We start from the raw sequence: 12,416 nt of genomic DNA, 5'->3' as shown, positions 1-12,416 counted from the left end.
TTCCGTTTGGGTGTCATCGTGCGACACTCACAACTTGTCATCCATTCGGCTACCCGTTCTCTTTGGGTTCGGTGTCCGGCCTCGGGAGGTCCGAGGCGGTGATCTTCGTTCGAAAGGATCGAGCGAAGGCGGCAGTGGTCAGTGCCTTGTCCAGGCACTTCGCAACAGGGTGCACCCACGCACCACGTCCCGGCAGTGTAGCTGACACATCGCGGACGACGGCGGGGTGCTGATCGGGGCGGAACACGAAGCGTGTCAGCTCGTCCCGACTGGCCTTCTGCCTACAGGCGATGCACGTCCTTACGGGTCCATCACCAACATTCACAATGAATGATTCTACATTACCGGCACCCCCGCTCGCGCCAAGGGGGCCAGTGGTGCGAATCACTGCACGAGGCTATTCGCCTGCGACGATGTCGATCTTCCAGCCGGTGAGCTTGGCTGCCAGGCGGGCGTTCTGCCCTTCCTTGCCGATGGCCAGGGACAGCTGGTCGTTGGGGACGACTGCGCGGGATTCCTGAGCGGCGGCGTCGAGGATCTCGACGCTCTTGGCCTTGGCCGGGGACAGGGCGTGTGCGATGAATTTCGCCGGGTCGTCGGAGTAGTCGACGATGTCGATCTTCTCCTGGCCGAGTTCGTTCATCACCGCGCGCACACGGGAGCCGAGTTCGCCGATGCACGATCCCTTCGCGTTGACTCCCGGCTTCGTGGCGCGCACGGCGAGCTTCGTGCGGTGGCCGGCTTCGCGGGCCAGGGACACGATCTCGACGGTGCCGTCGGCGATCTCCGGAGCCTCATGGGCGAAGAGTCGGCGCACGAGATTCGGGTGGGTGCGGGAGACGGTGACCGAGGTGCCCTTCGTGCCCTTGTGCACGTCGGCGATGTAGACCCGCAGTCGGGTGCCGTGGGCGTAGGTCTCGCCGGGGACCTGTTCGTGCGGGGGCAGCACGGCCTCGACGTCTCCGATGTCGACCTGGACCATCTGCGGGTCGCGGCCCTGCTGGATGATGCCCGAGACGATCTCGCCTTCACGGCCCTTGAACGTGCCGAGCAGCGTCTCGTCTTCGACATCGCGCAGCCGCTGGTGGATGACCTGCCGAGCAGTTTGGGCGGCGATGCGGCCGAAGCCGGTGGGAGTGTCGTCGAACTCGCCGATCGGGTTGTCGTCGTTGTCGAACTCCACGGCGAGGATGCGCACCTCACCGGTGGACTTGTCGAGTTCGGCGCGGGCGTCGGGCCAGGCCCCTTCGGTCTTCTGGTAAGCGAGGAAGAGCGCCTGTTCGATGAGTTCGATGAGGGTTTCCAGCGGAATCTCACGCTCTCGTTCGATGACGCGCAGAACATTGAGGTCGATGTCCATGTCTAAGTCCTCTCTCGCTCAACCGAGCATTGAATTGTCTGTGTTCACTTATGCAGGCGTAACAGTCTATCCCAGTCCGCGCCCGCACTCTGTCCGCGAAGGGACTGCCGCACCGCCGACGGAGCGTGAGGTTCGCCTCAGCGGAACTTCAATTCCACCTGGGCCTTGCGGATCTCGCCGAGATCGACCGTCTTCGACTCCTTGCGCTGGGGGTCCGTGCCCGTGATCGAACTCTCCCCCACCTCGGCGAGGTCGAGCTTGAAGGTGTCCTTCTTCGTCGTGATCTCCAGGCGACGGCCGATGACGCGTCGGAAGTGGCGCGGGGTCTCGAGTTTTCTGGTGGCACCGGGGCTCGTGACCTCGAGCTGGTACGGCTTGTCCCGAAAGATCTCGACCTCGTCGAGGGCGTCGCCGACGATCTTCGTCGATTCGGCGACCTTCTCCATCGACATCGGATCGGTGCTCGATTCGTCGAGGTCGACGACGACGGTGAGCGTGCGCCGCGGACCGGCCGCCACCGCTTTGATGGTCTCGAGGTGGAATCCCGCATCCTGCAGGGGCGGGGCGAGCAGGCCCTTGATCCGCTCGACGTCTTCGTCCATTTCTCCTCCATTTCCTTGTGCGTCCCCCTCGCCGAGGCGGGGCGAGGGGCCGGCGCACCGTGCACGTGTGCAACCGCCGTGTTCTCACCCACCCTAAGCGACAGCCGCCGTCGAGGTTAAGCCTTCGTCGCGGTTCTGCCGGGTGCGAGTCTCATCCTGCGGTCGGGCGGGCGAGGGTCGATGCCCCTCGGAGCTGTCTGGTGCCCCTCGGCGCTGTCGGGGCATCCGATAGGATTGCCGTATGCATTTTCCCGTCAGTCGCCGCGGCCTGTTGACTGCCGGCGTCGGCGGGTTGAGTCTGGGCCTGCTCACCGCCTGCGGCCTGCGACTCGATCAGGATCCCGAGATCCCCACACTTGATGCGACTCAGCAGCTGCGCAATCGTCTGGCCCGCATCTTAGACTCCACTTCTCCCGGCACCGGTGATCCCGAAACCACTGGTGAGAACCTTGCTGACTTCGTTGCGGCGATCGGTCCGGAATGGAATCCACCAACCGAATTCGCCACCGAGGCGCCTCCGACCGAGGAGGACCGCAACTTCGTCCAGGCTGCCGAGGTGGCTTCCCGCGCAGTGTTCGAGGCCTCAGCGTCCCTGGGTTCGGATCTCATTCCCGTCCTGGCCGATGTGGCCACGGGTCTGGCTCTGGTTGCTGGGACGAAGAAGCCGGAGATCATCACCACCGCCGACGAACTCATCCGCGCCGGCCGTGAGGAACTCGACCAGAGCAGGGACGGCGGCGATGATGCGACTGCGTCACCCAGTGCCACCGGCGGGGCCGACGCGGATGCCGGGACGAGCGATTCCGGAAGCCAGGTGCCGAAGGGTCGGGCGGAGATGTTCAACGCGATACTCAGGCAGTCGCGGGCCGCCGCGTACGGCTATGAACGGCTGGCCGTGAACTTCGATTCGAAGTCGCGTGAACGCAGGGCTGCCCTGGCCAGGCTCGAATCCTTGGGTGCCCTGTCCGGGGAGATGCTCGAACGACTCGGTGAGGACGCAGCCGATCCGGCCGCCTCGGCGTGGAAGCTCGATCCCACCCCGACGGATGCGGGCTCCGCGAAGGAGTTGGCGCTGTCGTTGGAAGACGGTATCGCCTCCGCGCTTCTGCCCTGGTTGGAGGCGGACGCCTCGGCGATTCTCCGGCTCTGGGAATCGGCCCGGAACCGGATGGTCTTCGCCGCTCCGCAGCCGCTGCGTTTCACCTATGACGAACCCGGGCAGGCGGAGGTGCAGGAGTGAAGGTCCCACCGGTTCTCTACCGTGCGACGCGCGAGATCATCGGCGAATATCGCACCGATTCGTGGGTTGCCGCGCTCGACTATATGGCCAACGAGCTCCTCGATCGGTGGAAGCTGCGCTTCGACGATGTGCCGGGGGCACCGTGGGCCGGGTGCGAGTCCTTGGTGATTCCGGTGCTCACTCAGGAGAACTATCAGGGGGTGCTGCGGTTCGCGGCTCCCACCTCGGCACATACGGCCGCGCATGCGCAGGTGCTGCGGGCGCTGAAGATGTGGAACGGGCACGGGGCGGTGCGGGTCATCCGGGATGATCGCAGCTTCCGGGTCACTCTGCAGGAGCGACTGCGCACGAAGGACAATCTGTCCGTGCTGCCACTGGCCGATGTGCCGCCGGTGTGGGGTGCGCTGCAGAGGTCCTTGGAGATTCCGGCGACCTCGGAGTTCCTGCGCGTCCAGGATGTCGTGGCCGGGTGGCTGAACTCGTTCGATGCCGATGCCGCGCTGTTGAACGGGTGGTCGGAGGCAGGTCCGCACGATTCCCTGCTGCTGTCGTTCGCCCGCAATTGGATGCAGACTCTGGCGTCCTCGGATGAGAAGTGGCTCATCCACGCCGACCTGCACTACTACAACATCCTCGCCGGCAATCCCGACCCGACGGGCATCTCGACGTGGAAGGCCATCGACCCTCAGCCCTTGGCCGGTCCGACCGCGTACACCTTGGCTCCGGTGCTGTGGAACCGCCTCGCCGAGATCCCGTCGGATCATCCGCAGGCGCAGGCGGCGTGGCTGCGTGGTTTCGCCACGGACCTGGCGCTGTGCGCCGGGGTCGATCCGCAGTACGGGATGGGGGCGACCGTGGCACGGGAGATCACGAACATGTTCTGGTATCTGCGCGCGGCCTCCGGCGGGTCGAATTCGAGCCTGGCCGATGCTGCCCGCTCTCTGTGGGTGGCCCGCGCGCTGTCCGGCGCCGATGTCGCCGGAGTCAACGCCCACGCCCTCAAACCCATCGGCTAACCCCTATTGCTACCTGACGGCGGCTCAGCAACCTCGCGCGAGGTTGCTGAGCCGCCGTCAGGTAGCAATTAGTGGATGAGGGCGGAGATGAAGTCGAAGCCGAGTTTGAGGATCAGAGCGGAGACGACGATGACGAAGACGACGCGGACGAACCCTGAGCCCTTCGCCAGCGCGGTGCGCGCACCGAAGATCCCGCCGGTGACATTGCCCACGGCCATGATCACACCCAGCAGCCAGACGACCTGACCGTCGGGAATGAAGTAGACGAGCGCTCCGAAGTTCGTCGCCCAGTTGATCACCTTCGCCGTGGCCGAGGCCTGCAGGAATGAGAACCCGATGATCGAGACGAAGGCGATGACGAGGAACGATCCCGTCCCCGGCCCGAGCACTCCGTCGTAGATGCCGATGACGAGCCCGATCAGCCACGACAGCGCGTGGTGACGTTTCGAGGTTTCCCCGAACCGCAGCGTGGCATCGGCGCCGAGGCTCGGGTTGAGCACCGTGAAGATCCCGACCCCGATGAGCGCGAGCAGAATGATCGGGGTGAACGCGTCGCTGGGCACCAAGGTCGCGAGCTTCGCCCCGAGCACGGCACCCAAGAACGCCGACGCCGCGGCCGGGATCGTCGCCGACCGGTCCGGGGTGATCTTGCGCAGATAGGTGACCGCCGAGGCGGTTGTGCCCGCAATCGACCCGATCTTGTTCGTCGCGACCGCTTGGACGGGGCTTATCCCCGGCACGAGCAGCAGCGCGGGCAGCTGGATCAGTCCGCCCCCGCCGACGACGGCATCGATCCACCCGGCCAGGACTCCCGCGGCGAGCAGCCACAGGACCATCGTCCAGGTGACATCGATGCCTCCGGCGAGGGCTTCGAACACCGAGGCGGCTCAGGCGTTCTGGTCGGCGCTGATCGCCGCGTCGGCTGCGGCTGCAGCCTTCGCGTACGCCTCACGCACACGTGCCACGGTCGCAGGGACCACCTCGGCGACGGGCTGGTCGGTCTTCTCCCCGGCCAGACGGTCGCGGACCTCGACGACGCCGTCGGCCAGACCGCGGCCTGCGACGATGACAGTGGGAATGCCGATGAGCTCGGCATCGGCGAACTTGAATCCGGGCGAGACCTTGTTGCGGTCATCGAGCAGGACGCTGACGCCTTCGGCCTCGAGTTCGGTCGTCATCTTCTCGGCGGCTTTAGCGATCTCCTCACCCTTGCCGGCGACGATGATGTGCACATCGGCCGGGGCCAGGTGCTGGGGCCACAGGAGGCCGTCCTCGGAATGGTATTCCTCGGCAATGCAGGCCATGACGCGGGTGACGCCGAGGCCGTAGGAGCCCATGGTCACGGTCGTCGCCTTGCCGTTCTGGTCGAGCACCTTGAGGTCGAGGGACTCGGCGTACTTGCGGCCGAGCTTGAAGATCTGACCGATCTCGACACCGCGGGCCAGCTCCAGCGGACCGGAGCCGTCCGGTGCCGGATCGCCGAGGACGACCTGGGCGGCTTCGATAGTGCCGTCGGCAGTGAAATCCCGTCCGGCAACGAGGTCGAAGACGTGGCGTCCGGGCTCATTGGCTCCGGTGATCCAGCGGGTGCCGTCGACGACGCGAGGGTCGAGGAGGTAGCGGATCTTCGAGGGCGACTCGAGGCCGAGAACCGGCGCGTCGAGGGAGTTGCCGGGTCCGATGTAACCCTTGACGAGTTCCGGATGGGCGGCGAGATCCTCAGCCGTGGCGGCTTCGAGGTCGACCTCACCGTCGCCGAGCATGCCGGTGCCGGCAGCCCGGTCGAGGTCGACTTCGCGGTCACCCGGCAGGCCGATGACGATGATCTCGCGGGTGCCGTCGGGATGGGTGACGGCGCAGACGACGTTCTTCAGCGTGTCCGCCGCCGTCCACTCACGATCGGAGCGCGGGTGCGAGGCGTTCGCGGCTGCCACGAGGGTCTCTATGGTCGGGGTGTCCGGGGTGTCCTCGACGTGCGCGGCCGGCGACTGCGAGTAGGGAATCGCCTCGGGGACGATCGAGGTCACGGCCTCGACGTTCGCGGCATATCCGCCGGGCGACCTCACGAACGTGTCCTCCCCGACCTCGGAAGGGTAGATGAACTCCTCTGTTCCGGAGCCGCCCATGGCACCCGGGGTCGCCTTGACCGGCAGGCACGGCAGGCCGAGGCGGGCGAAGGCCCGCAGGTAAGCCACGCGCATGGCCTCATAGGAGGCGTCGAGTCCGGCATCGTCGATGTCGAAGGAGTAGGCGTCCTTCATGATGAATTCGCGACCGCGCAGCAGTCCGGCCCGAGGACGAGCCTCGTCGCGGTATTTGGTCTGGATCTGGTAGATCGACAGCGGCAGGTCTTTGTACGAGGAGTAGAGGTCTTTGACCAGAAGGGTGAAGACCTCCTCATGAGTGGGAGCGAGGATGTAGTCGTTCTCGCGGCGATCCTTGAGATGGAAGAGGTCAGGCCCGAAGGCCTCCCAACGGCCGGACTTCTTGTACGGATCGGCGGGCAGCAGGCCCGGAAAGTGGACCTCCTGGGAGCCGGCGAGCGCCATCTCTTCGCGCACGATGGCTTCGATCTTGCCGAGCACGGCCAGTCCCAGCGGCAGCCACGTGTAGATTCCCGGTGCTGACCTGCGGATGTATCCGGCACGGTGGAGCAGTTTGTGGCTGGCCACCTCGGCGCCGACCGGGTCTTCCTTCTGGGTTCGCACGAACAGGGACGACATGCGCAGGGCCATGGGTAAATCTCCTCAACTTGTCAAGACTCAGATCGAACACTATCGCACGCGGGCGAGCCGGAGGGAATCGGAGCGGGTGCGGATTCGTCACCTGCGGGAAGAGAATTAGACTGGTGGCTGCAGCACCGAAGCCCGACATCGGTCGGGGCCGTCCGGTCCCCGCCCGGTCCCCGCTGAAATGACGAGTCCGAACGATACGAAGAGCATGCCTGATCCCAGCCAACTCACGCAGTTCCCGCGGCCCTCGGTCGCGGTCGACACCGCGGTCCTCTGCCCCGTGCCCGGCCGTGGTCTGCATGTTCTCATGACCCATCCCGGAGATGGGGTGTGGCAGCTGCCCGGGTCGATCCTGCGTCCGCAGGAACGCCTCGCCGAGGCGGTCGCCCGCTGTCTGCGCGAAAAGGCTCGGTTGGTCGACCGCGCCCCCGTCCAGTTGCACGTGTTCGACCAACCGGACCGCGATGATCGCGGCTGGGTGATCTCCGTGGCCCATCTCGATGTTCTCTCCGCCTCCGATGTCGGACTCGCTGAGGAGGGCGATCCCACCGAGGCGGCCGTGGCGGATGCTCCGGCGCAGGGTACGGAATCGTCCCCCGCCGAGGAGGTCCTCCCCGAGGCGGCCGACCCTGATACTGCCGAATCGGATTCCGATCACCCGGGCTCCCCCGTCCACCGGCGGAAGCTCGTGCCCGTCCACGATGTCGGCGAGCTCAGCGCCGAGCATCAGGAGATCGTGCGCGTGGCCGTGCACCGACTGCGGGCGTTCCACGAACGCACACCGGATCCCTTCGGGCTCCTGGAGAAGGAGTTCTCGCTGCGGCAGCTGCGCGAGCTCCACGAGATCGTCGCCGGGGAGAGCCTGCAGGCCGATACGTTCCGTCGCACCATGCTGCCGCTGCTCGATCCCACCGGGGAGGCCGTCAGCCAGGGGCGTGGTCGTCCCGCCCAGACTTTCACCCGACGCTCGGCTCTGGCGCTGCGAGCCGACTCCCGAAGACACGACCCCGATGATGCCGATGCCGGGATGCTCTCGTCCGGCACGGACTCCCCGGATGGCAGTCGCTGATGACCGAGATCAACCGCGACGCCGGAAAGCACATGCGCGTCGACGTGTGGCTATGGACGACGCGGATGTTCAAGACCCGCAACCTCGCCACTCAGGCCTGCCGCGGCGGGCATGTGCAGGTCGACGGTCAGCGCGTCAAGGCCGCGCAGAAGGTGAGCATCGGCCAGGAGGTGCGCGTGCGCAAGGCCGGGTCCGAGTTCATCTGGAAGATCACCGGTTTCATCCCCACGAGGATGCAGGCCTCCATCGCTGTCCAGTGCTATGAGGACCTCACTCCCCCGCCCGATCCGGCGCTGCGCGGATTCGTGCCCAGGCGAGACAAAGGGCTGGGGCGTCCGACGAAGAAGGACCGCCGGGAGATGGAGAAGTTCCTCGGCGATATGGCCAAACCTCAGTCGCGCAACCGTCGAGACTGATCCGCCGACAGCTCAAGTTAACGTCAACCGCTCTCCGCAGAGCGTCCCCGCCCGCCGAGAGCTCAAGTTACCGCCGACCGCTCACCGCATAGCTTGATACAGCGACGGCGACTCGAGCGGTCAGTGAAATCTTCCGGTGCCTGAGCGCTCGGGCGCTCAGTACATGACGGTGGCGAAGGTGCCGACCTGTTCGAAGCCGACGCGGGCATACATGCGCAGCGCCGTCTCGTTGTAGTCATTGGCATACAGGCTCACCGTGGAATGGCCTTTGTCACGAGTGCGCTGGACGACCGCGGCCATGCCCGCTGCCCCCAGACCCTGATTGCGTACTGCAGGATGGACCCAGACTCCTTGGACCTGAACGATGCGGCGGGCCCGGATGCCGATATCGGCCTTGAACAGCACCTGTTCATCCTGTTCTTCGGCCGGCCACCGCGGCACCGCACCTCCCTGGGGCAAGGTAGACGAGATCCGGGCGTAGCAGTTCTTGCCGCGGATGATTCCGCGCACCCGCGCCAGGTACCCGGCGGTGCCGTCCTCGATCGGTGAGAATCCGACCTCTTTGGTGAACATATCCACACTGGCGGGAAATACCGCACCGAGGTCATCGAGGGTCACCCGGTGCACATGCTCATCGGGGGTGACCAGCGGATCCGAGCTGATGGCCAGCAGCGGCTGCCGTTCGCGCACTCCACGCGGTCGACCCCAATTGAGCCGCTGCTGCAGGTCGAGGATGACGGACCGGCTGCCGATGAGTGAGCAGGACACGCGACCGTCGGCATTGAGTTTCCGGGCAAGCACCTCATTCGTCGCCGGGGTCGCCGCGACCGGGATGATATTGCCGCCCACCCAGTAGGCGGCGACGGGTCGGTCACCATCGAAGATTCCGTACAGGGTGCCGGCCGGGGAGCCCAGACGGGCGGTGCCTGTGACTTCGAGCAGGGAGATGAGGTAGACGTTCTCGCAGGGGTTGCGCGCAAGCAGGTCCGTCAGCCACCGGGTGTGCTGATGTTCCAGTCGTGCGATCCTCAGCGCCATGTGCCCCTGAACTCTTTCTCAGCCGTCAGCATGGGCCAATGACTGGACCATGAAACTCTTCGTCCTCACAAGGTATCGCACCTAGCCGACGGTCACTTCAGGCGGCCCCGACGCAGCGCCCGATGGCTGACCCGCGGCCTCCTCAGCGATGCGGTTGGCCTCATGGATGAGGGTCTCGACGATCTCGGATTCGGGCACGGTTCGGATGACCTCGCCCTTGACGAAGATCTGGCCCTTGCCGTTGCCGCTGGCCACGCCGAGGTCGGCGTCGCGAGCCTCACCGGGGCCGTTGACGACGCACCCCATGACAGCCACCCGCAGCGGCACTTCCATGCCTTCGAGTCCGGCGGTGACGCGTTCGGCCAGCGTGTACACGTCGACCTGCGCGCGCCCACAGGAAGGGCAGGAGACGATTTCGAGCTTTCGGGGCCGCAAGTTGAGGGACTCTAGGATCTGGTTGCCGACCTTGACCTCCTCGGCGGGAGGCGCGGACAGGGAGACTCGGATGGTGTCTCCGATGCCCTCGGCCAGAAGGTGTCCGAAGGCGGTAGCGGACTTGATCGTGCCTTGAAAGGCGGGTCCCGCCTCGGTGACACCGAGATGGAGCGGCCAATCGCCGCGTTCGGCGAGCAGCTCATAGGCGCGGACCATGATCACCGGGTCATGGTGTTTGACGGAGATCTTGAAGTCATAGAATCCGTGCTCTTCGAACAGGGACGCTTCCCACAGCGCGGATTCGACGAGCGCCTCGGGCGTGGCCTTGCCGTATTTGTCCATCAGCCGTCTGTCCAGGGATCCGGCGTTGACGCCGATGCGGATGGACACGCCCGCCTCGGCGGCGGCCTTCGAGATTTCCTTGACCTGGTCGTCGAACTTGCGGATGTTGCCGGGGTTGACGCGCACTCCCGCACAGCCGGCGTCGATGGCGGCGAAGACGTATTTGGGTTGGAAGTGGATGTCGGCGATGACGGGGATCTGGGATTTGCCGGCGATGATCGGCAGAGCCGCGGCGTCGTCGGCGGTGGGACAGGCCACGCGCACGATATCGCAGCCGGCGGCGGTGAGTTCGGCGATCTGCTGCAGGGTTCCGTTGATGTCCGTCGTCTGCGTCGTCGTCATCGACTGCACGCTCACCGGGGAATCGGATCCGACCCCCACCTTTCCGACATTGATCTGCCTCGTCTTCCTTCGCGGAGCGAGCACGGGAGGCGGCGGTGCGGGCATTCCGAGATTGACCGATGTCACGAAGGATCCCTTCAGTCAGGCTGTTGACCAGCCACAATGTCCGAGCCAGCGCCGATGCGGGACCCGGATTGTGCGAACGATCACCATTGTAGGACCTCCCACTGACACAGAACTGTCCGTCCGCAGGGCGTACCCCGGACAGTCAACCGGCGCACCCTGGGCGGCCCCCGCGCGACCTCGACTCCACCCGCACCACGCCACGGCCCACTGGTACCGATCCAGTGTCACCGGCTGACGGTAGTGTGAAGGTGACCTGACGTCTGCGCGAAGGAGCAGCCCTGTGAGCACACCCGGATTCGTGGACCCCGATGCCGAGGCGATGACTGCGGCTCTCGAGGCCGAAGCACAGCAGCTCGACGAGCAGGGTGGATCTCTGGCATGGGGAATCTTTCGCCGAGGCGGCCCCGCCCGAACCGTGAACGGCGAGGTTCCGTACCGGATCGCTTCGATGACGAAGTCCTTCACCGCCGCAACCATCGGGCTCCTCGCCGCCGACGGACTCGATCTCGACGATCCTTTCGGCACCCTGCTCCCGGAACTGGCCGATACGGCCATCGCCGACCGCACCTGCCGACAGGCATTGACGATGAGCACCGGTTTCACCAAGGACGACCCGTGGGCGGACCGGATGGAGGCGATGACTCCGGCCGAGCTCACCGACTGGCTGCACCGCGGAGCCATTGCCTGCGCGCCCGCCGACACCGGCTATGAGTATTCGAACCTCGGCTATGCGCTTCTCGGCATGGTCGCCGAGGCGGTCACAGGCAGGGCGTTCACCGAACTCGTGTCCACTGAGATCTTCGATCCCCTGAAGCTCACGCGCACCGGTTTCGACCACACGGACTTCCCGGACCTGGCGACCGGGTTCCGCGTCGACCTCAACGGCGGCCTCCACCCGGCCGAACTCACCGGCCCAGGAGTCTTCTCCCCCATCGGCGGGGTCATCTCCACGGTGGACGACGTCGGCACATGGATGGACACGCATCTCGACGCCCTCGAACGCATGGACTCCTATGCTTCCGGATCCTGGTCGCGGATACTGACCGACAACCAGCAGCCACGACGGACCATGGAGGTCCAGAAGAGCGACCACCATGCGGAGACGCTCAGCTACGGATACGGTCTCGAGACTCGTCTGGACACACGTTTCGGCCGCATCGTCTGCCATTCAGGCGGCTACCCAGGATACGGCTCACATATGCGTTGGCTCCCCGATCTGGGGCTCAGCATCGTCGTGCTCGGCAATACGACCTATTACCCGGCGCAGCGCGTCGTCCAGGACGCGCTCGACCTCGGTTGGGCGGCGGCCACGGGACGACAGGACACCCGGCTGGAACGGAGTGCCACCTCGGCGCCGGTGCCCCGATACCCCGCCGTCCAACCCCAGATCGATGCCGTGATGGCCGCGGCGAACCTCGTCAACAACTTCGACGACACCGTCGCCGAGGAGATCTTCTCCATGAACATGGACCTCGACGAACCCCGCGACGAGAGGCGGGAGCGCTTCGCCCGGTGGCGGGCGGAGAAGCAGATCGACCGTCCTCTCACCGAGGCGGACCTCGAGATGGTCTCCCCGTTGCGCGGAGTGGTCACAGTGCCGGGCACAGCAGATGAGAACGCCACGATCACGGTCGGGCTCAATCACCTCGGCGAGGTGCAGGCGATCACCCTCAGTTCTTGAACGGGTCCGCCACTGAA

Annotated in this window: 12 protein-coding genes; 5 read left to right on the top strand and 7 right to left on the bottom strand. The window is 65.8% G+C overall.

Annotated elements, in window-relative coordinates:
* Positions 1-49: 49 nt before the first annotated feature.
* The 3 genes from D3I60_RS11980 to rimP form a co-directional block, all read right to left on the bottom strand.
* The gene (locus D3I60_RS11980; protein ID WP_262776549.1) at positions 50-325 is read right to left on the bottom strand and encodes a YlxR family protein; all 276 of its coding nucleotides are present in this window, start codon (positions 323-325) and stop codon (positions 50-52) included.
* Between the two features lie 72 nt (positions 326-397).
* Entirely contained in the window at positions 398-1,360 is a 963-nt protein-coding gene (nusA, locus tag D3I60_RS11975; RefSeq protein WP_172174327.1) for a transcription termination factor NusA, read from the bottom strand.
* A gap of 137 nt (positions 1,361-1,497) precedes the next feature.
* On the bottom strand, positions 1,498-1,962 hold the full coding sequence (rimP, locus tag D3I60_RS11970) for a ribosome maturation factor RimP (protein ID WP_262776548.1): 465 nt from the start codon (positions 1,960-1,962) through the stop codon (positions 1,498-1,500).
* Between the two features lie 241 nt (positions 1,963-2,203).
* On the opposite strand from rimP, the gene D3I60_RS11965 reads away from it, so the two are divergent.
* Both D3I60_RS11965 and D3I60_RS11960 read left to right on the top strand, forming a co-directional pair.
* Entirely contained in the window at positions 2,204-3,202 is a 999-nt protein-coding gene (locus D3I60_RS11965) for a hypothetical protein (RefSeq protein WP_262776547.1), read from the top strand.
* Positions 3,199-4,218 (top strand): aminoglycoside phosphotransferase family protein, encoded by a 1,020-nt coding sequence (locus D3I60_RS11960; RefSeq protein ID WP_262776546.1) that lies wholly within the window; start codon positions 3,199-3,201, stop codon positions 4,216-4,218. Before D3I60_RS11965 ends, D3I60_RS11960 begins: the two co-directional genes overlap by 4 nt.
* Before the next feature lie 68 nt (positions 4,219-4,286).
* Here D3I60_RS11960 and D3I60_RS11955 read toward each other — a convergent pair whose 3' ends face one another.
* Together D3I60_RS11955 and D3I60_RS11950 are read right to left on the bottom strand one after the other, a co-directional pair.
* On the bottom strand, positions 4,287-5,054 hold the full coding sequence (locus D3I60_RS11955) for a TSUP family transporter (protein WP_262776612.1): 768 nt from the start codon (positions 5,052-5,054) through the stop codon (positions 4,287-4,289).
* 51 nt (positions 5,055-5,105) lie between these two features.
* Positions 5,106-6,953 (bottom strand): proline--tRNA ligase, encoded by a 1,848-nt coding sequence (locus D3I60_RS11950; protein ID WP_262776545.1) that lies wholly within the window; start codon positions 6,951-6,953, stop codon positions 5,106-5,108.
* A 205-nt stretch (positions 6,954-7,158) separates the two neighbouring features.
* On the opposite strand from D3I60_RS11950, the gene D3I60_RS11945 reads away from it, so the two are divergent.
* Together D3I60_RS11945 and D3I60_RS11940 are read left to right on the top strand one after the other, a co-directional pair.
* A complete protein-coding gene (locus D3I60_RS11945; RefSeq protein WP_262776544.1) occupies positions 7,159-8,019 on the top strand; it encodes an NUDIX hydrolase in 861 nt (286 codons plus the stop codon).
* On the top strand, positions 8,019-8,435 hold the full coding sequence (locus D3I60_RS11940; RefSeq protein WP_139468792.1) for an RNA-binding S4 domain-containing protein: 417 nt from the start codon (positions 8,019-8,021) through the stop codon (positions 8,433-8,435). Before D3I60_RS11945 ends, D3I60_RS11940 begins: the two co-directional genes overlap by 1 nt.
* A 156-nt stretch (positions 8,436-8,591) precedes the next feature.
* Here D3I60_RS11940 and D3I60_RS11935 read toward each other — a convergent pair whose 3' ends face one another.
* Together D3I60_RS11935 and ispG are read right to left on the bottom strand one after the other, a co-directional pair.
* Positions 8,592-9,473, bottom strand: coding sequence for a GNAT family N-acetyltransferase (locus tag D3I60_RS11935; protein WP_262776543.1), 882 nt, complete (start codon positions 9,471-9,473; stop codon positions 8,592-8,594).
* An 81-nt stretch (positions 9,474-9,554) separates the two neighbouring features.
* Positions 9,555-10,718 (bottom strand): flavodoxin-dependent (E)-4-hydroxy-3-methylbut-2-enyl-diphosphate synthase, encoded by a 1,164-nt coding sequence (gene ispG / locus D3I60_RS11930; protein ID WP_262776542.1) that lies wholly within the window; start codon positions 10,716-10,718, stop codon positions 9,555-9,557.
* A 280-nt stretch (positions 10,719-10,998) separates the two neighbouring features.
* Between ispG and D3I60_RS11925 the strand changes: the two genes are divergently transcribed.
* On the top strand, positions 10,999-12,399 hold the full coding sequence (locus tag D3I60_RS11925; RefSeq protein ID WP_262776541.1) for a serine hydrolase domain-containing protein: 1,401 nt from the start codon (positions 10,999-11,001) through the stop codon (positions 12,397-12,399).
* Positions 12,400-12,416 lie beyond the last annotated feature (17 nt).

It is taken from the genome of Brevibacterium permense (genome assembly GCF_025506275.1).
GTDB classification, from domain to species: Bacteria; Actinomycetota; Actinomycetes; order Actinomycetales; family Brevibacteriaceae; genus Brevibacterium; species Brevibacterium permense_A.
The sequence above is the reverse complement of the archived record's forward strand: the minus strand, read 5'-3'. Positions and strand labels throughout refer to the sequence as shown.

What these genes read in the sequence shown, in the direction of transcription:
- nusA (WP_172174327.1), bottom strand. Translation starts at nt 1,360, where the DNA reads ATGGACATCGACCTCAATGTTCTGCGCGTCATCGAACGAGAGCGTGAG.
- D3I60_RS11955 (WP_262776612.1), bottom strand. Translation starts at nt 5,054, where the DNA reads ATGGTCCTGTGGCTGCTCGCCGCGGGAGTCCTGGCCGGGTGGATCGAT.
- D3I60_RS11935 (WP_262776543.1), bottom strand. Translation starts at nt 9,473, where the DNA reads ATGGCGCTGAGGATCGCACGACTGGAACATCAGCACACCCGGTGGCTG.
- rimP (WP_262776548.1), bottom strand. Translation starts at nt 1,962, where the DNA reads ATGGACGAAGACGTCGAGCGGATCAAGGGCCTGCTCGCCCCGCCCCTG.
- D3I60_RS11950 (WP_262776545.1), bottom strand. Translation starts at nt 6,953, where the DNA reads ATGGCCCTGCGCATGTCGTCCCTGTTCGTGCGAACCCAGAAGGAAGAC.
- D3I60_RS11945 (WP_262776544.1), top strand. Translation starts at nt 7,159, where the DNA reads ATGCCTGATCCCAGCCAACTCACGCAGTTCCCGCGGCCCTCGGTCGCG.
- D3I60_RS11965 (WP_262776547.1), top strand. Translation starts at nt 2,204, where the DNA reads ATGCATTTTCCCGTCAGTCGCCGCGGCCTGTTGACTGCCGGCGTCGGC.
- D3I60_RS11940 (WP_139468792.1), top strand. Translation starts at nt 8,019, where the DNA reads ATGACCGAGATCAACCGCGACGCCGGAAAGCACATGCGCGTCGACGTG.